This window comes from Deinococcus sp. Marseille-Q6407, from assembly GCF_946848805.1.
Classification (GTDB): domain Bacteria; phylum Deinococcota; class Deinococci; order Deinococcales; family Deinococcaceae; genus Deinococcus.
Genome location: NZ_CAMPFU010000004.1, coordinates 136,190 through 157,259 on the forward strand (window position 1 = coordinate 136,190; position 21,070 = coordinate 157,259).

A 21,070-nucleotide genomic window follows, 5' to 3' on the forward strand; every position below is an offset into this window, starting at 1 on the left:
CCCTTTATGTCCCGCACCCTTCAGACGGTAGCCGGCGCGGTGCGCGTACTGGAGGCTTTCGACGCCGACCGCACCGAGTGGCGCCTGAGCGACCTGGCGCAGTTTCTGGACCTGCCCACTTCTACCCTGCATGAGCAGCTGGAAACCCTGGCCGGCTCGGGGCTGCTGCGCAAGACCGGCCGGGGCCGCTACACCTTGGGCTGGCGGCTGCTGAAGCTGTCCAGCGCGCTGTATTCGTCGCTGCCCTGGTATGGCCCGGCCCACGATGCCATGAACGCCCTGGCCCGTGGCACCCGCCGGCTGGCTTTTCTGGCGGTGCTGGATCAGGGGCCCGGTGCCGCAGGCCCACGCGTGCTGTGCATTGCCCGCAGTGTGCAGGGCCGCGAGGGCGAGCAGGTGGAAGGCGAAACCCGCTTCGAGTTGCCCCCTCACGCGACGGCCGGCGGCAAGTTGCTGTTCGCGCTGCACGGCTTACCGCTGCCGCCGCGTCAGGCACGCTACACCGCCGCCACCTCACAGCGACCCTGGGCACAGGAGGCCGCCGAAATCCGCACCGCCGGGCTGGCGCTGACGCAGGACGAATGGTCGCTGGGCACCTCCTCGCTGGCGGTGCCGCTGCGCGGCGAAGGCGGCGAGGTGCTCTGCGCGCTGGGCTTCAGCCTGCCTACAGCGCGGCTTTCCGGGCAGGAGATGCTGGAACGCCGCCTGCGCACTGCCGCGCAGGAGGTGAGCTGGGCGCTGGGGCATCAGGCTGGCCGGCCCGGCTGAGAGAGTGGGCGTTTCTTCATTAAAGGCCGCCTTAGCCGTCTTGAGTTCCCCCAGCGCTGCCGGGGGAGCACAGTAAAGTCATGAGTGACCAAGACAAACAGACCTCCAGTGACGGCTTCGGTCCCCTGATCGAGCGGCGCTACTGGATCGAATTCCAGCAGCCCCAGAAGTCTGCGGCCGAGATCATGGGCTATATCCAGCGCAACATCGACGAGTTCAGCCCCAAGGCCCTGGCCGATTTTGAAAAGGCCGAAGGCTCCGAGCGCAAGCTGCGTCCCGGCGATGAATTCCACATCACTATTCTGGGTCCCTGGAACGGTGACGTGCGGGTGCTGGAAGTCAGCGATTCGCAGTTCAAGCTCGAAACGCTCGAAGGCCACCCGGAAGCCGGCGAAATCACATTTTCCATCGAACCGGTCGAACTGCTGGACAACGCCCTGCACTTTGAAATCCGCTCGCTGGCCCGCTCGCGCGACGGCCTGGTGGCGGTGACTTACGACAAACTGGGTGTGGGCAAAAAGGCGCAGGAAATCACCTGGGTGCAGTTCTGCCAGCGGGTCTGTGAATTTGCAGGTGGCGAGGCCATCGGGGACGTACAGGTCCGCACCCTTTATGAAGAAGACCTTGACCACCGCACCAAGGCCGAGGCTGAGAACCAGTGAGCCGTCCTGAGCACGCCCAGCGGTTGGGGCGTCTGGGCCGGCTGGGCCGCTTGGAACAGCTGCGCCGGCCGCTGAGCCCCGAAGAACAGCGCCGGCGGCTTTACGAGCGCCAGAAATACCGCCTGGACCAGTACACCAGCGCCAAGCCCAACTTCGACCCCACCCGCCTGAGCGAATACACCGCCGATACCGGCTGGCACGTGGACGACTACGAGCAGGACCTGATGCCCGAAAGCCCCGGCGACCCCTGGCCTGACGGGTCATTCCAGGCGGCCCAGCAGGTGCTGAGCAACTACACTTTTCCGCCGCCTGACCTGATCACCGGTATCTTTACGCCAGACACCCCGCTGGAAGACCGCATCATGGTGCTGCGCGGCCGTTTCTTGATTTTCACTTTCTGGTTTGGAGTGAAGGTCAATCAGGTGGTGGACGAGGTCCGCGCCCTGCCCGACGGCAGCCACGAGGCGGTCTGGGGCTACTCCTACCAGACGCTGGAAGGCCACTACGAGATGGGGCAGATTGACTTCACGGTGCATAAGGCGCTGGAAACGGGCCGGGTCACTTTCCGGATTCACGCCGTTTCGCGCACTGGCAAGATTGCTAACCCCATCTACCGGCTGGGTTTCCGGATGTTCGGGCGCTATCTGCAGCGGCGTTTTGCTTACAGCTCCATGCGCCGGCTCAAGCAGCAGGTGGGCGAAATGCTGCGCGAAGGCCGCCTGACCCCGCCGCCCAGCCAGACGCCGGTGCAGCCGGCCGAATCCGGCGACCTGCCGCCGCAGGTGGAGCAGCACATCGACCAGCAGACCGGCTCTCATCTTTCGGATGGTGACCCGACTGATGGAAACGCAGGAGAGAGCGCAGCAAAGCAGAATTGAGCTTTGCTGAAAGCTGAACAGTCTATCCAAAGCCGCCGGGCGCCCTGTCAGAAGACAGAAGCAGCACCCGGCGGCTTTAAGTCAGCGGCCAGCTGCGGCTTCTACCACCGCCCGCGCGGCGCTGCGGCCGGCGTGAACGCAGTCGGGCAGGCCCACGCCGGTAAAGCTGGCCCCGGCCACCTGTACGTTCTGCGGCAGGGCGGCGCGGATGGCCGCCAGATGGTCCCGGTGCCCCACCACGTAAGCCGGGTTCTTGCCGCGCCAGTCGGCAAAGGTCTGGAACAGCGGCTCGCCCTCGGCGCCGAGCAGCTCCTGCACGTACTGCTGGGCCAGCCGCAGGGCTTCGTCCGGGTCAGTGTTCTTGAAAAAGACCCGCAGCAGTACGTGGCCTTCCGGGGCGCGGCCGGCCATCTTGCCCGAATGCACCGTGATGGCCGTCATGGGGATGTCCTCAGCCCAGTCCACCTGTAGGCCGTGCATATTCATATCGAATTGGAACTGGTCCTCGCGGTAGGCCAGCATCACCGCCACCGAGGAATTGGTCTTGAGCTGTCCGGTCAGTTCGGCGGCCTGCGGAAAGTCGCCGGTCAGCATCGGCGCAGCGGCCCAGGCCGGCGCCGCAACGATCACGCCGCGTCCGGCGAGACGTTCGCCGCTCGCCAGCGTCACCCCGTCCTGATGAATCTGCGCCACCGGCGCGTTCAGCCGCACCTCGCCAGTCAGGGCGCGGCCCACGGCGCGGGGCAGTTCGCCCATGCCCCGGCGGAACGACCCGAACACCGGTGTGGTGCGCGGCGGCAGCGCCCGGTGCCCGGCAATCAGGCTGCCGGCACGCTGCTCCATTTCCAGAAACTGCGGAAACGCCATCTGCATGCTCAGCTCGTAGGGGTTCGCCACGTAAATCCCGGCCGCCATCGGCACGATGAAATTCATGGCTTCCTCGCCAAAGCGCCGCTGAATGAACGAGGCTAGCGATTCGTCCTCGTCGGCATTTTCACGCGGCGGCACATGTTCCTCGGCCAGCATCCGCTCGGTGCCCTCGGGGCTCAGCACCCCGCTGCGGCGAAAAGCTTCGGCGTCGGTGGGCACGAACATCCGTAAATGTTCCGGGAAGGTCAGCAGCTGGCCCCCTTTCAGAAAATACAGCCGCTTGGTGTCCTCACGCGGATGAATCAGCTCCGGTTCCAGGCCCACCTCGCGGGCCAGTTCCAGCGCCCAGGGCTTGCCCAACACGAAGGCGTCGGCGGCCTGCTCTACCAGAAAATCGTCCCAGAACTCGGTCTGCACCTTGCCGCCCAGCGAGTCGCTGGCTTCCAGCAGCACGTAGGGCACGCCGCGCTGTTGCAGTTCCCAGGCGGCACTCAGCCCGGTCACGCCGCCGCCCACCACGATCACCGGCCCGGCTCCGGCCGGCTGCGCCCCGCTCTCTTTGGGGGACAGGGTAGGGACAGAGGAAAGGGAGGAATCCAGCTCAGTTTCAGGGGTCATTTCAAAGCTCCATATCAGAAAGAAGGGAAAAAGCCCCTCTGCCGGAGAGTCTGGGCAGCAGGGGCCGGAGAAGAAAGGGGGCCGGGGGCAAGTTCCCCGGCGGCCCTCAGGCCAGTTCCTGCGCCTTGCGGTGAATCACGCTGGCCAGCGTGCCGATGAAAAGGGGGTCGGTGTTCAGGGCCGGCGGGCGCACCAGGGTCATGCCGATTTCGTGGGCCACCTTCTGCGCTTCGATGTCGATATCGAACAGGATTTCCACGTGGTCCGACACGAAGCCGATGGCGATGGACACCACCTTGTCGACGCCGCGTTCTGCCTTGAGCTGCGGCAGCCAGTTTTCCAGCTGCGGCCCCAGCCAAGGCTCGGGGCTGCGGCCTTCGGACTGGTAGCTCCAGCTCCACTGGTTGTCGCTCAGGCCAGCCTGCTGCGCGATCAGGCGGGCCGATTCCAGCAACTGATCGGCGTAGGGGTCGCCCTCACGGACCACCCGCACCGGCAGGCTGTGGGCGCTCAGCACCACGTGCACGTCGCCGCGCTGGCCCTCGGGGAATTCCTGAATGCCCATCCGCACCCGGTCGGCCATCGCGGTGATGTAGCCGGGCTCGGTGTGGTAGTCGTTGACAAAGGCAAAATCAATCTGGCCGTGGTACATCTCCAGCGCCGCCTTGATTTTCTTCTGGTACTTCTCCACGCTCAACTTGGAGTAGTGCGGCGCCAGCACGATGGCTACCGCCCGCTGAATGCCGTCGTCCAGCATGTCGCGTACCGCTTCTTCGATCCAGGGAGACCAGTGCCGCATGCCGATATAGGCGCGGTAATCGCCGCCGGTGCTCTGCAGCTGCTGCATGGTCGCTTCGACCTGGGCACGGGTGAACTCGGGCAGCGGGCTCTTGCCGCCGATGGCGCGGTAGTTGCCGCTGATTTCTTCCAGCACGGCGCCGTAGGTGGGCCGGCCGGAGCGGATGTCGGCCAAGTAGCCGGACATCTCGTCCAGCGTTTCGGGGCCGCCGTAGGCCATAAACAGCACGCCGATGGTCTGGTCGGTCACCGGGCCCTGCTGGCCGATGCGGGTGCTGGGAATGCTGGGCGCAAACGAATCGTTGACGATGCGGACCGGCGGATAGGGATTGACGTCTGGGGTGGTCGTTTCGGATTGGGTCATGGTCGGGGCTCCCTGAGGGTCGGAAAGGTCAAAAGCAAAAATTGAAGCGGGCGGCAGAGTGGGGCCGCTCAGCGAGCGGTGCGCTCGTGAACGTAGTCAGTCACTCGGCGCACGCTGTCCAGCGGCGTGGTGGGCAGGATGCCGTGCCCGAGGTTGAAGATGTGCCCGGGGCGGCCGCCGGCTTCGTCCAGTACCCGGTCCACCTGGTACTTCAGCTCGCGCCAGGGAGCCGCCAGCAGCAGCGGATCGAGGTTGCCCTGAATGGCCTGGCCGGGGTTCAGCTGGCTCCAGGCGGCGTCCAGCGGGGTGCGCCAGTCCACACCCACCACATCGGTCCCATAGCGGGCAATGTCCGGCAGCAGGTGCCCGGTGTCGGTCCCGAAATAGATAACCGGCACCCCGTAGGGCTTGACCGCTTCGATCAGGCGCTGGGTGGCCGGCCAGACGAAGGTCTGGTAGTCGTAGCGCGACAGCACGCCGGCCCAGGAATCGAAAATTTGCACGGCGGCAGCCCCGGCCTTGATCTGCTCACCCAGCGAGTCGGCCTGCACGGTCGCCAGTTTGTCCATCAGGCGGAACCAGGTGGCCGGCTCGGCGTACATCATCTGCTTGGTGTACTCGTAGTTCTTGGAGCCGCCGCCCTCAATAGCGTAGCTGGCCAGGGTAAAGGGCGCGCCCACAAAGCCGATCAGCGGAATGCCGCGGGCGTCCAGCTCGGGTTTCAGCAGCCGCACGGCGTCGGCGGTGTAGGGCATAGCTTCACGGGCGGCCGGCACCGCCAGCAGGTCTACCGCGCGGGTGCTTCTCAGCGGATTGCTGATGCGCGGGCCCGCGCCACTCACGAAATCCAGGTCCAGACCCATGGCCGGCAGCGGGGTCAGGATGTCGTTAAAGAGAATGGCGGCGTCCACGTTGAACGCCTGCACCGGCTGCAGGGTAATCTCGGCGGCCAGCTCAGGGGTGCGGATACATTCCAGCATGCTGCGGCCGGCGCGGACCGCGCGGTATTCGGGCATGTAACGCCCCGCCTGCCGCATGAACCATAGCGGGGTGTGGGGGGCCTGCTCGCCACGGGCCGCTTTCAAAAAAGCCGAGTCGGCCAGTGCCGGATTGGGCTCCACCCGGACAGAGGGCCGCATCGGCCGCTTGGGCGGCTCGTGCAGGGCCTGGTCGGCCGGGGACTGCCCGGTCGCGCGGTTGCCCTGCGGCTCGGGGGAGGGCTGGGCGCTTGGGTCGGTATCGTGCTGGGAATGAGTCACAGTGGCTCCACCATACCCGCCGCCTGCTGGGTCTGCCAGGGGACAAATTAACCTGTTCTGGTCTGTTATTTACCGAACGGTCGGTCTCTCTGACGGGTGTTGCCGGAGCCTGCGGGCTCAGCTTTCCTGGGCCGCCTCCTGCGCCGCACGCCGCCGTGCCAGCCGCCAGCGCAGCAGCAGCGCCAGGGCAACCAGGGCGCCGGTCACGGCCAGCGCCCGGCCGCCCACCTTTTCCAGATAAGGCAGCACCTGCATCCCGAACCGCCACAGCACCCACTGCCACAGCCCGATATGAATCAATGCCCCGATCAGGCTCAGAATGATGTACGGCACCAGCGGGTAGCGCATGGCCCCGGCCATCAAGGTGACTGGCGTACGCAGCGCCCCGATGGTCCGGCTGGCCACCACCGTCAGTGCGCCGTAACGCCGCAGCAGGTCGCGGGCCTGGTCACTTTCCAGGCGGCTTTGCCAGCGCTGCGGAATAAAGCGGCCCCCCCAGCGCCCGAAAGCGTAACCGGTGATGCTGCCCAGCCAGTTGCCCATGGTGCCCCAGAAAATGGTCGTTTCCAGCGTGGTTTTGCCGGCGTCGATCAGGCCCACTTGCGCCATCATCGGCAGCACGCCGGGAATGCCGGGAATGCCCATTCCTTCCAGAAACAGCAGCCCGAAGGTGCTGAGATGCAGCATGGTGGGGTCCAGCCCGGCCAGCCAGGCACGCAGATCGATCATCAACCGATGAGTGTACCTCCCCGCTCCGGCAGCAACATGAAGTTCAGTCTTGTTTTGGAGGTGCCCTGTCCTCTAGAGCATTTCACAAAAAGCTGTGCCAGCTTCTAGCGAGCGGGGCGAGTGCACAACAAAGAGCAGGACGGACTTGCGAAGCTGCGGAGCAGAGAATGGAGCGGGTGGCGGTGCTGTTTCGACGCACGCGTCATTCGGGGAACTGCTCTAAAATGCCAGGCAGTGACTGCTGACTTTTCCGCAGCTGCCGGCAGCCCGGCCGCTTCCCCTTCCGCTTTTCCGAACCTGGCCGCCTATGGCTACGGCCCGGCTCAGGCCCAGGCGTTGGCTGCGCTGGAGGGTGACTATCCGGATGGACAGCCGGCCCGTGTGATCCGGGTAGAGCGCAACGGCTACCGGCTCCAGACCGAGGCTGGCCCCCGCGAGGCTGTCTGGCCGGGGGGACGCCGCCACAAGCTGCTGGACGTGCCGGTGATTGGGGACTGGGTGGTCTACGCGGCCCCGGAACCCGGCGCGGCCGCCGAGCAGGCCCTGCGGATTGAGGCGGTGCTGACCCGGGCCAACACCTTGATCCGCGCCGTGCAAAAGGGCCGCCGCAGCCAGCCGCAGGTGCTGGCTGCCAATCTGGACACGGTGTTTGTAATGACCAGCCCGGCCGACTGGGAGCCGGAGCGGCTGACGCGCTATGTGCAGGCGGTGCGGCTGGCCGGGGCGCAGCCGGTCATTCTGCTGAACAAGCTGGATCAGGCCCCTAAGGGCTTTTTGGACACCGCCCGCGCCGCCGGACTGGACGCGCCGGTGCTGCCGCTGGCGGTCCGGGGCGGAGAAGGGCTGGAGGCGCTGGAACCCTACCTGAAGGCCGGGCAGACCGTGGCCCTGACCGGATCGTCGGGCATGGGCAAATCTACCCTGACCAACCGGCTGCTGGGCGCGTCGGCTGCCGCGACCGGCGAACTGAGCAACTTTTCCGGCGAGGGCCGGCACACCACCACCTGGCGCACTCTCTACCAGCTGCCGGCAGATGACATTGGCGGCGGCGCACTTCTGATCGATAACCCTGGTCTGCGTGATCTTGCCGTGTGGGACGAGGAAGGCGCAGCGTTCTGGACCATCGAGGAACTGGCCGCCGACTGCCGCTACTCGCGCTGCACCCACGGCCGCGAGCCCGGCTGCGCGGTACAGGCTGCCGTGCAGCGCGGCGAACTGAGCGAAGAGGTGGTGGATGCTTACCGCGAGCAGCAGGCTCAGGCGGCTCCGTCAGGCCGGGCCGAGCGGCCGCGCGAGAAGAAGCGGACGCACCGTTGAACCGGGCTCCATTGAATAGAGCTCCGCTGAGCAGGGCCGTCAAGTCGCCCGGAGAATTTTTTACGTCAGGGAAGGCTTCTGGAGCAGCTTTTCGCGTCCTGCCAGACTTGGCGGGATGTGATACTCCTGACAGGAAGTGCAGCATAAGCTCGGCACCAAGGTGTTGAACCACCAGACAAGAATGACGAGAAGAGAAAGGAAGGAAGTGACACGTGGCTATTTACGGTGATTTTGCCGATCATGCTTTTCCCGACGTTGCCAAGGTGTTGCAGCGCCACACGGGGACGCTTTTTCTGCAGTCCGCCCTCGGGGGGAGGAGTGTGGAACTGCATCTTCACCGCGGAGAGCTGCGGGCGCTGTTCGTGGACGGGTTCCCGGTGCGCGAGGCACTGCGGGTGCAGGACATCCTGCGCCAACTGATGAACGGCGCGACCGGCACCTACGAGTTCGAGGCGATGGCGCCGGGTGAACTGACAACCCATTTCTCGCTGCCGCTGGCGCAGGTGCTGCGCTCGCTGGTGCAGGACGCTCATATTGACGAGTCCCAGCTGCCGCACGAATCTACCCGGTTCGTGACGGTGCCGGACGCCGAGAGCCAGGTGCCCAGCCTGCCGGTGGCCTTACAGGGAGCCTGGCGCAGTGTTGCGCCGCTGCTCAGCCGTGGCGGCAGCGCCACCGAGCTGGCCCAGACGGCCTTTATCAGCCTGGATGAAGCCCGGCTGATGCTGTTCCGGCTGCGCGCCGCCGGTATGGTGACTCCTTACCGCGCTGCGGGCGTGGTCAGCCCCGCTGGAAGCCCGGTGCAGTTTGAATCCCAGGTGGCCGCCGCTGCCGAGCCCGAAAAGGCCGGCCCGGTTCGCCGTTTTCTCAATGCTCTACGCCGCCTGACTGGAGGTGCATAAGTGGGACCTATGAAACTGGTGATCTCCGGGCCGGTAGGTGCCGGCAAGACCACCTTCGTGCAGACACTGTCTGAAACCGAAGTCGTTGCGACCGAGGCCGAAGCCAGCGAAGATATCGGCAAGAAATACACCACGGTCGCTTTTGATTTCGGCACGCTCAACCTCGACGGGCAGGAGCTGCTGCTGTACGGCACCCCCGGCCAAGACCGCTTTGACTTCATGTGGGACGTGCTGTGTGAAGGTGCGCTGGGCCTGACCCTGCTGGTGGCCGGCGACCGTCCCGAAGATTTCGCGCAGGCCCGCAACATTCTGGAATTCATCACCTCGCGTAACCCGGTGCCGTTCGTGGTGGGCGTGACCCGTCAGGATCTGCCCAAGGTCTGGAAGCCGGAAGACGTGGCCAGCTACTTCGACCTGCCGGCCGAACAGGTCTGCGGCCTGAATGCCACCGACAGCGACAGCGCCCGCGAGGTGCTGATTCGCCTGCTGGAACTGAACTTTCCGAGCAGCCGCTGAGCGCCGCTGCCGACGCCTGAGCCGCGAGATTTTTCGTCACATTTTCCCATGACCCGGCAGCCTCTGTGGCTGCCTGGAGGTTTTGCATGACCAGAAGCAAACAGGAGCGGTTGCAGGTGACCCTGAGTGGCCTGCGCAGCGCCATTCCCGATGTCCGGGGCGCCATGATCGCCACCACCGACGGCCTGCCTATCGCGCAGCTGTTTACCGACAACACCGACGCCGGCCGGGTGGCCGCGATGGCCGCGACGGCCCTGGGCTTGGGCAAGCGCATCAACGACACCCTGGGCACCGGTGACCTCAGCGAGATGAGTGTCAGCGGAATGGAAGGGCAGGTTTATATCTACGCCACTGGCCGCAAAGGTGTGCTGGCGGTGGTGGCCCCGGCCGGTATGAACCTGGGCCTGCTGCACATGGAGGCCCGCGACACGGCCGGCCGGGTGGCCAGTATTCTCTGAAGCCCTTATACGATCACTTCAGAGTTACCTCAGAAGGCGGAGGCCGCAGCCAGCAAGCGCGGTTTTCGCCTTCTGTGCTGTTCGGGGGGGCAGCGGCCTGAGCTGTACGGCCGGACCAGCGTCAGGCCATAATGGCTTTCTACTCACACCACTGATCTTGCTCCTTTTCGCAGGAGGACCCCCATGCCCCCGAGCGCTGCTCCCGGCCGTATTACCCGCCAGAACAACCCCGACAACCTCGAAACCCCGTTTGCCTCGCTGGACGGCGAAGTGACGTCAACCCAGCAGCATTATGTTCGCAGTCATTTTGCAGTGCCTAAGCTGGACCCAGGCACTTTCAGCTTGAAAGTCGCCGGACTAGTGGGCCATGAACTGAGCCTCAGCCTGGCTGACCTGCGGGCGCTGCCGCAGGAAACTCGCCGGGTCACGCTGGAATGTGCCGGCAACGGCCGGGTGTATCTGCCCCAGAAGACCAGTGGCGTGCAGTGGGAGCTGGGCGCTGTCAGCACGGCCGACTGGACCGGGGTGCCGCTGCGGGCTGTGCTGGAGCTGGCCGGGGTGCAGCCGCAGGCGCTGGAAGTGGTGCTGCAGGGCGCTGACCGGGGCACCATGGATGACCCGCTGCCCAGCGGGGGTGACATCCACTACGCCCGCAGCCTGCCGCTGGCCAAAGCCCAGGACGACGTGCTGCTGGCTTACGAGATGAACGGCCAGCCGCTGCCCGCCTGCCACGGTTTTCCGCTGCGGGCGGTGGTGCCGGGCTGGTATGGCATGGCTGCCGTGAAGTGGCTGAACCGCATCGAGCTGCTGGACCGGCCCTACGGTGGGTACTTCCAAACGGTGGATTACGCTCGCTGGGAGCCGCGCGGCGACCTGCCGCCCGAACGGGTACCGCTCGGCCCGCTGCACATCAAAGCCCAGATTGCCTCTCCAGCGCCGTATCAGGCGCTGCCGCTGGGCCAGCTCTGCCGCATAACCGGTGCAGCGTGGTGTGGAGAAGGCCACCCGGCGGCAGCCGAGGTGAGCACCGACGGCGGCCAGACCTGGCAGCCGGTGCGCTGGACCACGCCGGCGCAGCCTGGCCTCTGGCGGCTGTGGGCCTTCGACTGGACCCCGGCGGAGGCTGGCCCGGCCGAACTGCTGGTGCGGGCTACGTCCTCGACCGGCGAAACCCAGCCGCAGACCCATGACCCCGGCCGGGGCAGTTACGAGATCACCCACCCTGTCGCGGTGCCGGTCACGGTGGTGCCGCGTGCCTGAGGGCCGGGTTGCTGCGGTCATGGTTCATGTGCCTGATCCTGCGGCGGCGCTGGACTGGTACAGCCGGGCCTTTCCGCAGGCGCAGCGCCGCCGCGTGGAAGGATTGACCTTGCTGGACCTGGACGGCTTCAGTCTGGAGATCGTTCCCGCCGATAGCCGGGTGGGCAGCGGTGCGGCCGGCAGCGTGGTCTACTGGCAGGTGCTTGACTTTGCGGCAGAAGTGGCCCGCCTGCAGGCGCTGGGGGCCACCCTCTACCGTGGTCCGCTGGCGATTGAGAACGGGCAGCAGATGTGTCAGCTGCGGGATCCCTGGGGCAATCTGCTGGGCCTGCGCGGCTGAGCTGGCTGTAACTACTCACCTGATTACCGCTGCTGGGTATAAACCGCTGCTTTTCCTCAATTTTTCCTCAGCCAGATACATCCGGCGCCGGCTTCCGGTACGCCATATTGGCTTATGATTAGTGGTTTTCCGGGTCCGTCCGTCCGTGTGGTTTCTCCTGTGAGTGCTTTTCTGTTGTCAGTCGGGACTGCCGTTCCCGAATATGTTTATCCGCAGGAGATGGTGCGGGACATGATCAAAGCCTAATCCAGCCTGGGCCGATTGGCACGGCGGCTGGTGCCGGCGGCGTTCAACGCCTCTGGGATAGCGCAGCGTCACAGCGTGATTGGCGACTACCGGCCCGGGTCCGGTGGTGGTCCATTTTATGACGAAGCCAGCGGAGTGATGCTGGCGCCCAGCACCGGGGCACGCAACGCCGTGTATGTGCAGGAAGCCACGCCGCTGTTCGTGGCGGCCGGCCGCCAGGCGCTGGAAGCCAGTGGCCTCAGCGCAGAAGACATTACCCAGGTGGTCACGGTGTCCTGCACCGGCTTTTTTGCGCCGGGACCCGACTATATGGTGGTGCGTCAATTGGGGCTGCGGCCCACCACCGGCCGCTACCATGTGGGCTTTATGGGCTGCTATGCGGCCTTCCCAGCCCTCAAGATGGCACAGGCTTTCTGTGAAGCCGACCCGCAGGCCAACGTACTGGTCATCTGCACCGAGCTGTGCAGCCTACACGTCAACCCCGGTGACGATCCCGATTCTATTCTGTCCAGCACGGTGTTTGCAGACGGTTCGGCGGCAGCGGTCGTGAGCGGACAGCTGCCGCGGAGTGGGCAGCGGGCCCTGCGCCTGGACGCTTTCGAAACCACCCTGACCCCGCCCGGCGAAGGGGAGAAGGACATGGCCTGGAAGATCGGCGACCAGGGCTACGAGATGGTACTGAGCAGCTACGTGCCTGACATCATCGAAACTCACCTGCACGGCGCGCTGGGTCCACTGCTGCTGAATCTGGCTGAGGAGGTGCAGGCCAGCGGCGCCGAAGTGGAGCACTGGGCGGTGCATCCTGGTGGCCGGGCTATTCTGGACAAAGTACAGGGGAGCCTGGGTCTCAGTGAGGAGCAGATGCGGCCCTCGCGGGAGGTGCTGCGCGATTACGGCAATATGAGCAGCGCCACGGTGCTGTTTATTCTGCGTGAGCTGCTTGCGCAGGCCCAGCCGGGCGAACGGGCCTGTGCGATGGCTTTCGGCCCCGGCCTGACAGTGGAATCGGGCCTGATGACTGCGGTGATGGGCGAGTGACCCTGCAGCCTGGCAGCTGGCTGCCTGACTTTTCCCGCCGTGAGCAGGAGCAACCCGAGCTGATGGACGACCCGGCCTGTGACCTGCCGGAGCTACACCGCACCTACGCACAGTTCGGGGCTGTCAATGCACTGGTGTCTGGCTGGCCGCTGGTGTACCGCACGCAGATTCGGCCGTTTTTGCAGCCCGGACGGGCCAACACCTTGCTGGACATCGGCTGCGGTGGGGGAGACGTGGCCCGGACTCTGATCCGGTTGGCCGCCCGCGACGGGTACACGCTGCGGGTGCTGGGCATTGACGCCGACCGCCGGGCCACCGACTACGCTCAGGCCCAGCCGGCTTTTTCGGGGTTATATTTCCGGGCAGTGGTGAGCAGTGAACTGGTCCGGGAAGGCCAGCATTTCGACTTCGTGACCTCCAACCATGTGCTGCACCACCTCACGGCGCCAGAGCTGACGGCTTTGCTGCACGACTGTGAAGCTCTGGGTGACCGCACCGTTCATTCCGATATCGAGCGCTCGGCGCTGGCCTGGGCCGGCTTCGGTGCGCTGACCGCGCCTTTTTTCCGGGACTCGTTTATCGTGCCTGACGGCATGTTGTCGGTGCGCCGCTCTTTTACCCTGCCGGAGTTGCGCCGCGCCGTGCCGCCCGGCTGGCAGGTGACCCGCCCCTTTCCTTTTCGGCTGCTGCTGACCTATCCGGGGGCTGGCCGTGCCTGAGAATCCTGTGACAGACTCGCCCATGCTGGACGTGGCTGTGGTGGGCGGCGGCCCGGTAGGCACTTATCTGGGCTGTCTGTTGGCTCAAGCAGGGCTGAGTTTCGCTGTGCTGGAGCGGCGCACCCAGCCGCTCCAGCATTCGCGGGCCATTGGGATTCATCCGCGGGCGCTGCATGGATTCAGCCGGCTGGGTCTGGGAGATGCGGTCCAGGCAGCTGGCGTCACCATTCGCCGTGGCCTGCTGCTGGGTGAGGGCAGCCGGGTGCTGGGCGAGCTGAGCTTCCGTGCGGCCGACCCCCGTTTTCCCTACATCCTCTCGCTGCCGCAGGTGCAGACCGAGCAGCTGCTGAATGGTCGGCTGGACGCCCTGGCTCCCGGGGCACTGCGCCGCTCGGTCACGGTGCGGCAGTTGAAAGACTGCGGCAGCCACCTGACCCTGACTCTGGAAACGGCCAGCGGTCAGCTGGAGCAGCTCTCGGCCCGTCAGGTGGTTGCTGCCGACGGCTGGCGCTCGGCCCTGCGAGAAGCGGCTGACCTGGACTTTCCGGGCGGGCTCTACGCTGACCGCTATCTGATGGGCGACTTTCCCGACACTACCCCTTTCGGGCAGGACGCTGTCATTTCGCTCACGCAGGGCGGCGTGACCGAATGTTTTCCTCTGCCAGGCGGGCTGCGGCGCTGGGTGGTACACACTGGCTGCGACCTGCTGACTGACGCCGAACCAGCGGCGCTGACCGATATTATCCGCGAGCGGACCGGCCTGCCGGTGCCGGCCAGCGAGTGCCGAATGCTCAGCGCGTTTACAGTGCGCCGGCACCTCGCGCCACGCATGCACCTGGGCCGTCTGAGCCTGATCGGAGACGCGGCCCACGTGGTCAGTCCTATCGGCGGGCAGGGCATGAATCTGGGCTGGCTGGACGCCGAAACGTTGGCACCGCTGCTGACCCGCGCGGCCCGGGGTGAGCAGGTGGCCCCTGCCGAGTGGCGGCGCTGGGAGCAGACCCGCCGCCGCTCGGCCTGGATGGCGGCCCGGCAGGCCGAGGCAAACATGAGCGCCGGCCGGCCGGTGACCGCTGCGCAGCAACAGGCCCGCGAAGCTCTGCTGACAGGCCTCCTGGGCCCGCGCACCGCGCCACTGCTGGCCAGTGCCTTTACCATGCGCTGGCTGTAAGTCTGGCAGAAACAAGCTGGAAGAACTCGAAGGAGAGAAAGCCCGTGAACATCCTGATTGCAACCCAGCCGATTGCCGGCCATGTGGCGCCGATGGCGGCCATTGCCCACGAACTGCATGCCCGTGGGCACCGGCTGCGCTGGTACACCGGCCGCAAATATGCCGCGCAGGCCGAGCGAACTGGGGCCAGCTTTGAGCCGTTCGTGCATGCCCGCGACTATGACGACGCCGATTTCGGGGCGGCTTTTCCGGGCCGGGACAACCACCGCCCCGGCCTGGAAAAGCTGCGCTTTGATGTCCGCGAGGTGTTCGTGGGCCAGATAGAAGGGCAGCTGTACGACCTGCGCGGCCTGCAACGTGCCTGGCCGCACGACCTGGTGCTGGCCGACCAGACGGTGGCCGCCGCTCTGCTACATGAGGAATTGGGTGGGCCGCCCGCCGCGCTGCTCGGGGTGCTGCCGCTGGGCATTGTCAGCCGGGACACCGCTCCTTTCGGCCTGGGGTTGCCTCCAGTGACCTGCCCCTGGCAGCGCCCAGCCTACCGGCTGCTGGACCGCCTGACCAAGTGGGCGGTATTTGGAGAGGTCAACCGTGATCTGGCAGCACTGTGCCGGCGCATGGGTTTGCCTGAGCGTTCCTTCGCGCCCCCGGTGGCCCCGGCGCTGATGCTGCAGCCCAGCCTGCCAGAGCTGGAATATCTCCGCAGCGACCTGCCGCCGCAGCTGCACTTTATCGGGGCGTTGCAACCACCGCATGTGCCGCGCCCTCTGCCGGAATGGTGGCCGCAGGTGCAGCGGTCCGGGCGCCCGCTGGTGCTGGTGACCCAGGGCACCCTGGCCACTGACCCGCAGCAGCTGATCTGGCCCACCCTGCAGGCGCTGGCGGGTGACAACGTCACCGTGGTGGCGGTCGGCGTGGACCCGCAGACGCTGCCTCCGCTGCCGGCCAACGCTTTTGCGGCAGCTTTCGTGCCGTTTGCCCAGGTGCTTCCCCAGGCCAGTGTGTTCGTGACCAACGGTGGTTACGGCGGCGTAATGCAGGCCATGGCGGCCGGTGTGCCGTGCGTGATGGCTGGCCGCAGCGAGGACAAGGCCGAAGTGGCGGCGCGGGTGGCTCACGCTGGAGCCGGCCTGAATCTGGGCACTTCCCGGCCCCGGCCGGCCGCCCTGCGCCGCGCGGTCCAGGCCCTGCTGGCCGCAAACAGCCCTCAGCGCCGTCAAGCCCGCCGCTTTGCCGCCGAACTCGCGCAGCACGACGCTCCCCGCGAGGCTGCCGACCTGATTGAGGCGCGCTTTGCGGGAGTGGCCGCCAGGGGAGCCGCACATGCCTGAGATTCCTGCTCCTCCGCTGTCTCATCTGCTGGTGACCGGCGGTCTGGGTTTTATTGGCAGCCATTTCGTGCGGCATTGGCTGAGCCGGCAGCCGGCGTCCCGGGTCACTGTGCTGGACAAACTCACCTATGCAGCCAGCCCCGAGCGACTGGCTGACCTGACCGGGCACCCGCGCCTCAGGGTCGTCACCGGCGATATCACCGATGGGGCAGCGGTGCGCCGTCTATGTGAGGAAAGCGGCGTAGATATGCTGGTCAACTTTGCCGCCGAGACTCATGTGGACCAGTCCATTCAGGCTTCTCAGGTCTTTACCCTGACCAACGTGCTGGGCACCCAGGTGCTGCTGGACATCGCCCTGGCCCTGGGCCTGCGGTTCCATCAGGTGTCCACCGACGAGGTATACGGGGATATTCCTGCCGGGCAACGCAGCCGGGAAGACGCTGCGCTGTTGCCGCGCAGCCCCTACTCGGCCAGCAAGGCGGCGGCCGATCATTTCACGCTGGCTTACGTGCACACCCACGGCCTGCACGCCACCATCACGCGGGGGTCCAACACAGTCGGCGCCTGGCAGCATCTGGAAAAGGTGGTCTCGCTGTTCGCCACCAATGCCCTGCTGGGCGAGCCGTTGCCGCTGTACGGTGACGGCTGGCAGCAGCGCGATTACCTGGACGCCGGGGACCATTGCTCGGCCATTGCCCTGGTGCTGGAGCAGGGGGCGCCCGGAGAAATCTTCAACGTAGGCACCGGCACCGAAACGGCCAACCGCCGAATGGCCGAGCTGGTGCTGGAGACGCTGGACGCACCCAGAGCCCTGCTGCGGCAGGTGGCCGACCGCCCGGGACACGACCGCCGCTACGCACTGAATACTTCCCGCCTGGGGCAACTGGGCTGGCAGCCACGGCTGACATCCGAGCAGGCCATCGTGCAGGCGGCCCGCTGGTACCGGCAGCACCCGGAGTGGTGGCGCGCGCTGCGGGCCGGGGATTTCGGGACTTATTACCGCCGGCAGTACGCGGCCCGGCTGGCCGGCGCCAGCTCTCTGGAAAGCACCGGCTCTCCGGAACATTCTGGCTCTCTAGAAAACGCTGCGCCTATCACAGAGGCCGGGTCATGAGCCAGCTGGGCATCATCCTGGCAGGTGGGCGGGGCACCCGGCTGTATCCGGCCACGCTGGCCCTCAGCAAGCAGCTGCTGCCGGTTTACGACAAGCCGATGGTGTATTACCCGCTGACCACCCTGATGGAAAGTGGCTTGCGCGACCTGCTGGTGATCACCACCCCGCAGCATCAGCCGCAGTTTCAAGCTCTGCTGGGCAGCGGCGAGCAGTGGGGAGTCCAGCTGCAGTACGCGGCACAGCCCGAGCCGGGCGGTATCGCGCAGGCGTTGCTGCTGGCCGCGCCTTTCTTGCAGGGGCGCGGCTGCACCCTGATTCTGGGCGACAACATCTTCCACGGGCCGGCGCTGGGGCAGCGGCTTCGGGCAGCGCGGCATACGGCCGGCGCGACCATTTTCACCTATCCGGTCAGTGACCCTCAGCGTTACGGCGTGGTGGCTTTCGGCCCGGACGGCCGGGCGGCGGCCCTGCTGGAAAAACCTCCGGTGCCGCCTTCCAATCAGGCGGTAACGGGGCTGTATGTCTATGATGGGCAAGCCCCTGCCCTGGCCGCGCAGCTGGTTCCCTCAGCGCGGGGCGAGCTGGAAATTACTGACCTGAACGCCGCTTATCTGCGCCGTGGCTCGCTGAATCTGCAGCGCCTGGGCCGCGGCTACGCCTGGCTGGACGCCGGCACCCACGACTCGCTGCTGGAAGCGTCCGCCTTCGTGCAGACCCTGGAGCGGCGGCAAACCCTGAAAATCGGCTCACCGGAAGAAGCCGCCTACCGCCAGGACTGGATTGGCCGCGGCGAGGTGCAGCGCCTGATTCGGCAGTTGGGCCAGGGCAGCTCCTACGCCCAGCACCTTCAGACCCTGCTGGACACGCCCCCCGAATTGCTGGAGGAAGAACCATGAAACTGACCGACGCTGTGACCCGTGACGTCACTTTTCAGACTTACGGCGCTGCCGAACCCCTGGAGGGCGTGCAGCTGCACCCTTTGCGCAAACACCGCAGCGAAAACGGCGCCTTTATGGAGTGGCTGCGGCTGAATGAGGGCCAGCTGTCTCAGCCGGCAGTGGCCGGGTTCGTGCCGGCGCAGCTGAGTGTGTCCTGGGCCGCACCGGGCCGGGTGAACGCTTTTCACCTGCATCCCAGGGAACCGCAAAATGAACTCTGGACGGCCGTGCAGGGACAGCTGCTGGTGTGGCTGGTCGACGTGCGGGCCGGTAGCGCGACCAGCGGGCAGCGTCAGCGGGTGCTGCTGAGCGCCGAGGAACCAGCCGCCCTGTTTATTCCCAGTGGGGTGGCCCACGGATATCAGGCCGGCCCGGACGGGGCACTGCTGCTGTACGGTGTGGACGCCAGTTTTGACCCGGCCGCGCCCAACGAGGGCCGGCTGCCCTGGGACTACTTTGGGCCGGAGCTGTGGCAGGAGGACCGCGGATGAGGCTGCTGGTCACCGGCGGCAGTGGCCGGTTGGGGCGTGCACTGCGGACCTTTTTCCCCCAGGCTTGGTGGCCGTCTCATGCTGAGCTGGACGTGACCCGGTCGCAGCAGGTGCAGGCTGCCGTGGCTGCCTACCGCCCCGACCTGATTCTGCACGCGGCAGCCTATACCGACGTGGCCCGCGCCGAAACCGACCGGGCCACCTGCTGGCAGGTCAATGTGGAAGGCACCCGGCACATTGCCCGGGCGACGCTCGACCACGGTGCCCGGCTGGTGTTTGTCAGCACCGATTATGTTTTCCAGGGTGACCGGGGCCAGTACCGTGAGGACGACCCGCCCGGTGTGCCCACCACCTATTACGGCCTGACCAAACTGGTGGCCGAGGAAGCGGCCCGGCAGGCCGGTGCCCTGCTGCTGCGCACCAGTTTCCGTGAGCGGCCTTTTCCCCACCCCCAGGCCGTTACCGACGCTTATACCTCGCAGGATTATCTGGACGTACTGCTGCCCGAGCTGGCACTGGCCGTTCAGCACGCGCTGGAGCTGGGCGCCGGACCGTTACATGTCTCTTCTGTGCGCCGCAGCGTCTATGAACTGGCCCGGCTGTCCCGGCCTGACGTGCGCCCGGTGCGGCGGGCCGACATGGCCACCCCGCTGCCGCAGGATGTCAGCCTGGATTCCAGCCGCTGGCGGGCCCTCTCACAGCAATGGAGAATCCCCTGAAACTGAAACGCTCTGCCGTGTTGGCCCTGTGTCTCTCGCTCTGGCCGCTGGCTCAGGCGGCTGGCCCTGCTGCACCCGCACCCGGCGGGCAGCTCAACTTGGGCCCCATCTCGGTGCAGACCGGCACTTTGCCGCCTCCCTCAGCGACGGCCCTGCGTGGTGGGGCCACCATGACCGACTGTCCACGCCCGGCTGCCCGTCTGGACCGGGTGCTGTATGACCACCTGCGCGGCCAGGGTGCCGAGCTGAGCTGCGGCAACCTGTTTCTGCAGCTGCTGGAGTTGCCCGGCGACCCACAGCAGCTGGGCCCGCAGGGCGGCTACCGTGAGCTGGCCGCGCAGATCCGGCAGGCCCGCAGCGAGGTGCTGCTGGCAAACATGGTCTGGGATTCTGGGCCGCAGTGGCCTGGGCGCCTGCTGGCCCAGGCCACTGCGGACCTGCGGGCCGACGTGCTGGCGCACCCGGAAGCTTACCCACAGGGCATGACAGTCAGGATTTTGCTGGGGCATTCGGTGCGGCCCGAAGATGCGCCGCTTGACCCGCGCCTCAGCCTGGACTACGCCGCGCAGGACCTGCTGGCGGCGGGGCTGCCCCTGACCGGCGAGGCCGAGGGCCCCTGGCGGCTGGAACTGGCCGACTACGCTTTTGCGGTGCCACATAGCCACACCAAGTTGCTGGTCACAGACCGTGAGCGGGTGCTGGCCGGGGGGTTCAACATCAGCAACTTGCATTTGCCGCTCAGTACGCCGGGCGGCCGGGGATCGCACGACCTGGGGCTGGCAGTAAAAGGTCCGGTGGCGCGGCAGGCGGTGGCCGCCTTTGAAGACCTCTGGAGCCTCAGCCCGGTCGCTGACCTGTCCGCCGGGTCTGGGTACACGCACCACCTCAGCGCAGGTGCGGGCTGCCTGCACCTTGGGCCCGCCAGTGCCTTCTGCGCCGCTGATCTGGGTCTCAGCGCCGCCGACAGCCGGTACCGCTCTGGTCTACCCGCTGTACCGCCGCAGCGGCTACGAGCAGGCGGACGCGGCGCTGGTGGCTCTGCTGGCAGCCTCGCAGCAGCGCTTGGACCTGATGCAGGCGCAAGTCGGCGGTGACTTGGCCTGTGATCTGGTGCTGGGCCGGACCCCCGGCTGCTCGGCCCGCGGCCCGGGCCTGCCGGCCTGGCAGGCGGTGGCGGCCGCGGTCAAGCAGCGTGGCGTGCGGGTTCGCCTATTGCTGGACCAGGGCCAGCCGCTGGCAACCGAGAACTGGGCATTGCTGCGCCGCCTGCGGGACGACCTGGCGCGTGCCGGCGCGGCAGACCGGCTGGAGGTGCGCTGGGCGCCGCACCGCCTGCATACCAAGGCTGTCATTGTGGACGGCCAGATGACGGTGGTGGGCAGCACCAACCTGCACTTTTCCTCGTTTGGGCCGCGTGGGCTGACCGAATATGCCCTGGCGACCAGCGACCCGCAGGCTGTGGCAGCGGTGCAGGCCAATTTTGCGGCCGAGTGGGCACAGGGTGTGGAATTGCCGGAGCCGTGGTGGTCCGCTCCCCGCTGAGAACAGCCCCATAGTTTCCCAG

Annotated in this window: 23 protein-coding genes; 19 read left to right on the forward strand and 4 right to left on the reverse strand. The window is 66.6% G+C overall.

All coding sequences use genetic code 11. From position 1 onward, the window contains the following. The first annotated feature begins 6 nt into the window (after positions 1 to 6). The 3 genes from OCI36_RS10400 (at position 7) to OCI36_RS10410 (ending at position 2,308) form a co-directional block, all read left to right on the forward strand. The gene (locus OCI36_RS10400; protein WP_261665019.1) at positions 7 to 768 is read left to right on the forward strand and encodes an IclR family transcriptional regulator; all 762 of its coding nucleotides are present in this window, start codon (positions 7 to 9) and stop codon (positions 766 to 768) included. A gap of 80 nt (positions 769 to 848) precedes the next feature. Then, complete coding sequence (locus tag OCI36_RS10405; protein WP_261665020.1) at positions 849 to 1,430, forward strand: DUF1990 domain-containing protein; 582 nt, start codon at positions 849 to 851, stop codon at positions 1,428 to 1,430. After that, entirely contained in the window at positions 1,427 to 2,308 is an 882-nt protein-coding gene (locus tag OCI36_RS10410; RefSeq protein WP_261665021.1) for a DUF1990 domain-containing protein, read from the forward strand. Before OCI36_RS10405 ends, OCI36_RS10410 begins: the two co-directional genes overlap by 4 nt. Positions 2,309 to 2,389: 81 nt before the next feature. On the opposite strand, the gene hemG is transcribed toward OCI36_RS10410, so the two are convergent. From hemG to OCI36_RS10430, 4 genes are all read right to left on the reverse strand, one after another. After that, complete coding sequence (hemG, locus tag OCI36_RS10415; protein WP_261665022.1) at positions 2,390 to 3,796, reverse strand: protoporphyrinogen oxidase; 1,407 nt, start codon at positions 3,794 to 3,796, stop codon at positions 2,390 to 2,392. Positions 3,797 to 3,902: 106 nt separating this feature from the next. Then, positions 3,903 to 4,958 (reverse strand): ferrochelatase, encoded by a 1,056-nt coding sequence (gene hemH, locus OCI36_RS10420; protein ID WP_261665023.1) that lies wholly within the window; start codon positions 4,956 to 4,958, stop codon positions 3,903 to 3,905. A 68-nt stretch (positions 4,959 to 5,026) separates the two neighbouring features. After that, positions 5,027 to 6,217 (reverse strand): uroporphyrinogen decarboxylase, encoded by a 1,191-nt coding sequence (gene hemE, locus OCI36_RS10425; RefSeq protein WP_261665024.1) that lies wholly within the window; start codon positions 6,215 to 6,217, stop codon positions 5,027 to 5,029. Positions 6,218 to 6,334: 117 nt separating this feature from the next. Continuing rightward, entirely contained in the window at positions 6,335 to 6,946 is a 612-nt protein-coding gene (locus OCI36_RS10430; RefSeq protein ID WP_261665025.1) for a DedA family protein, read from the reverse strand. A 234-nt stretch (positions 6,947 to 7,180) separates the two neighbouring features. Here OCI36_RS10430 and rsgA point away from each other — a divergent pair, with 234 nt between their 5' ends. From rsgA to OCI36_RS10510, 16 genes are all read left to right on the forward strand, one after another. Further along, positions 7,181 to 8,263, forward strand: a complete 1,083-nt coding sequence (gene rsgA / locus OCI36_RS10435; RefSeq protein WP_261665026.1) for a ribosome small subunit-dependent GTPase A — start codon at positions 7,181 to 7,183, stop codon at positions 8,261 to 8,263. Positions 8,264 to 8,583: 320 nt separating this feature from the next. Then, positions 8,584 to 9,165: a hypothetical protein gene (locus OCI36_RS10440; protein ID WP_261665027.1), complete on the forward strand. Its 582-nt coding sequence runs from the start codon at positions 8,584 to 8,586 to the stop codon at positions 9,163 to 9,165. After that, on the forward strand, positions 9,166 to 9,681 hold the full coding sequence (locus tag OCI36_RS10445; protein ID WP_409996737.1) for a GTP-binding protein: 516 nt from the start codon (positions 9,166 to 9,168) through the stop codon (positions 9,679 to 9,681). Positions 9,682 to 9,767: 86 nt separating this feature from the next. Next, complete coding sequence (locus OCI36_RS10450; protein ID WP_261665029.1) at positions 9,768 to 10,139, forward strand: roadblock/LC7 domain-containing protein; 372 nt, start codon at positions 9,768 to 9,770, stop codon at positions 10,137 to 10,139. 183 nt (positions 10,140 to 10,322) lie between these two features. After that, entirely contained in the window at positions 10,323 to 11,399 is a 1,077-nt protein-coding gene (locus tag OCI36_RS10455) for a sulfite oxidase (RefSeq protein WP_261665030.1), read from the forward strand. A gap of 19 nt (positions 11,400 to 11,418) precedes the next feature. Further along, a complete protein-coding gene (locus tag OCI36_RS10460; protein WP_261665031.1) occupies positions 11,419 to 11,739 on the forward strand; it encodes a VOC family protein in 321 nt (106 codons plus the stop codon). A gap of 261 nt (positions 11,740 to 12,000) precedes the next feature. Next, positions 12,001 to 13,023, forward strand: coding sequence for a type III polyketide synthase (locus OCI36_RS10465; RefSeq protein WP_261665032.1), 1,023 nt, complete (start codon positions 12,001 to 12,003; stop codon positions 13,021 to 13,023). Then, a complete protein-coding gene (locus OCI36_RS10470) occupies positions 13,020 to 13,742 on the forward strand; it encodes a class I SAM-dependent methyltransferase (RefSeq protein WP_261665033.1) in 723 nt (240 codons plus the stop codon). Before OCI36_RS10465 ends, OCI36_RS10470 begins: the two co-directional genes overlap by 4 nt. A 22-nt stretch (positions 13,743 to 13,764) precedes the next feature. Beyond that, positions 13,765 to 14,913, forward strand: coding sequence for an FAD-dependent oxidoreductase (locus tag OCI36_RS10475; protein WP_261665034.1), 1,149 nt, complete (start codon positions 13,765 to 13,767; stop codon positions 14,911 to 14,913). 44 nt (positions 14,914 to 14,957) lie between these two features. Continuing rightward, positions 14,958 to 16,244, forward strand: a complete 1,287-nt coding sequence (locus OCI36_RS10480; RefSeq protein ID WP_261665035.1) for a glycosyltransferase — start codon at positions 14,958 to 14,960, stop codon at positions 16,242 to 16,244. Beyond that, positions 16,237 to 17,358: a dTDP-glucose 4,6-dehydratase gene (gene rfbB, locus OCI36_RS10485; protein WP_261665036.1), complete on the forward strand. Its 1,122-nt coding sequence runs from the start codon at positions 16,237 to 16,239 to the stop codon at positions 17,356 to 17,358. The genes OCI36_RS10480 and rfbB overlap by 8 nt, the downstream gene beginning before the upstream one ends. Beyond that, the gene (rfbA, locus tag OCI36_RS10490) at positions 17,355 to 18,254 is read left to right on the forward strand and encodes a glucose-1-phosphate thymidylyltransferase RfbA (protein WP_261665037.1); all 900 of its coding nucleotides are present in this window, start codon (positions 17,355 to 17,357) and stop codon (positions 18,252 to 18,254) included. Before rfbB ends, rfbA begins: the two co-directional genes overlap by 4 nt. Further along, positions 18,251 to 18,787: a dTDP-4-dehydrorhamnose 3,5-epimerase family protein gene (locus OCI36_RS10495; protein ID WP_261665038.1), complete on the forward strand. Its 537-nt coding sequence runs from the start codon at positions 18,251 to 18,253 to the stop codon at positions 18,785 to 18,787. The genes rfbA and OCI36_RS10495 overlap by 4 nt, the downstream gene beginning before the upstream one ends. Further along, entirely contained in the window at positions 18,784 to 19,506 is a 723-nt protein-coding gene (locus tag OCI36_RS10500; RefSeq protein WP_261665039.1) for an SDR family oxidoreductase, read from the forward strand. Before OCI36_RS10495 ends, OCI36_RS10500 begins: the two co-directional genes overlap by 4 nt. A gap of 17 nt (positions 19,507 to 19,523) precedes the next feature. Continuing rightward, entirely contained in the window at positions 19,524 to 20,600 is a 1,077-nt protein-coding gene (locus tag OCI36_RS10505) for a hypothetical protein (protein ID WP_261665040.1), read from the forward strand. After that, positions 20,578 to 21,048 (forward strand): phospholipase D family protein, encoded by a 471-nt coding sequence (locus tag OCI36_RS10510; protein ID WP_261665041.1) that lies wholly within the window; start codon positions 20,578 to 20,580, stop codon positions 21,046 to 21,048. The genes OCI36_RS10505 and OCI36_RS10510 overlap by 23 nt, the downstream gene beginning before the upstream one ends. Positions 21,049 to 21,070 lie beyond the last annotated feature (22 nt).

Bases quoted from the DNA above. Each gene is read 5' to 3' on its own strand.
- OCI36_RS10500 (WP_261665039.1), top strand. From the start codon at position 18,784: ATGAGGCTGCTGGTCACCGGCGGCAGTGGCCGGTTGGGGCGTGCACTG.
- OCI36_RS10430 (WP_261665025.1), bottom strand. From the start codon at position 6,946: ATGATCGATCTGCGTGCCTGGCTGGCCGGGCTGGACCCCACCATGCTG.
- OCI36_RS10450 (WP_261665029.1), top strand. From the start codon at position 9,768: ATGACCAGAAGCAAACAGGAGCGGTTGCAGGTGACCCTGAGTGGCCTG.
- OCI36_RS10405 (WP_261665020.1), top strand. From the start codon at position 849: ATGAGTGACCAAGACAAACAGACCTCCAGTGACGGCTTCGGTCCCCTG.
- rfbA (WP_261665037.1), top strand. From the start codon at position 17,355: ATGAGCCAGCTGGGCATCATCCTGGCAGGTGGGCGGGGCACCCGGCTG.
- OCI36_RS10400 (WP_261665019.1), top strand. From the start codon at position 7: ATGTCCCGCACCCTTCAGACGGTAGCCGGCGCGGTGCGCGTACTGGAG.
- OCI36_RS10495 (WP_261665038.1), top strand. From the start codon at position 18,251: ATGAAACTGACCGACGCTGTGACCCGTGACGTCACTTTTCAGACTTAC.
- OCI36_RS10510 (WP_261665041.1), top strand. From the start codon at position 20,578: ATGCAGGCGCAAGTCGGCGGTGACTTGGCCTGTGATCTGGTGCTGGGC.
- hemG (WP_261665022.1), bottom strand. From the start codon at position 3,796: ATGACCCCTGAAACTGAGCTGGATTCCTCCCTTTCCTCTGTCCCTACC.
- OCI36_RS10455 (WP_261665030.1), top strand. From the start codon at position 10,323: ATGCCCCCGAGCGCTGCTCCCGGCCGTATTACCCGCCAGAACAACCCC.
- OCI36_RS10475 (WP_261665034.1), top strand. From the start codon at position 13,765: ATGCTGGACGTGGCTGTGGTGGGCGGCGGCCCGGTAGGCACTTATCTG.
- OCI36_RS10460 (WP_261665031.1), top strand. From the start codon at position 11,419: ATGGTTCATGTGCCTGATCCTGCGGCGGCGCTGGACTGGTACAGCCGG.
- rfbB (WP_261665036.1), top strand. From the start codon at position 16,237: ATGCCTGAGATTCCTGCTCCTCCGCTGTCTCATCTGCTGGTGACCGGC.
- hemH (WP_261665023.1), bottom strand. From the start codon at position 4,958: ATGACCCAATCCGAAACGACCACCCCAGACGTCAATCCCTATCCGCCG.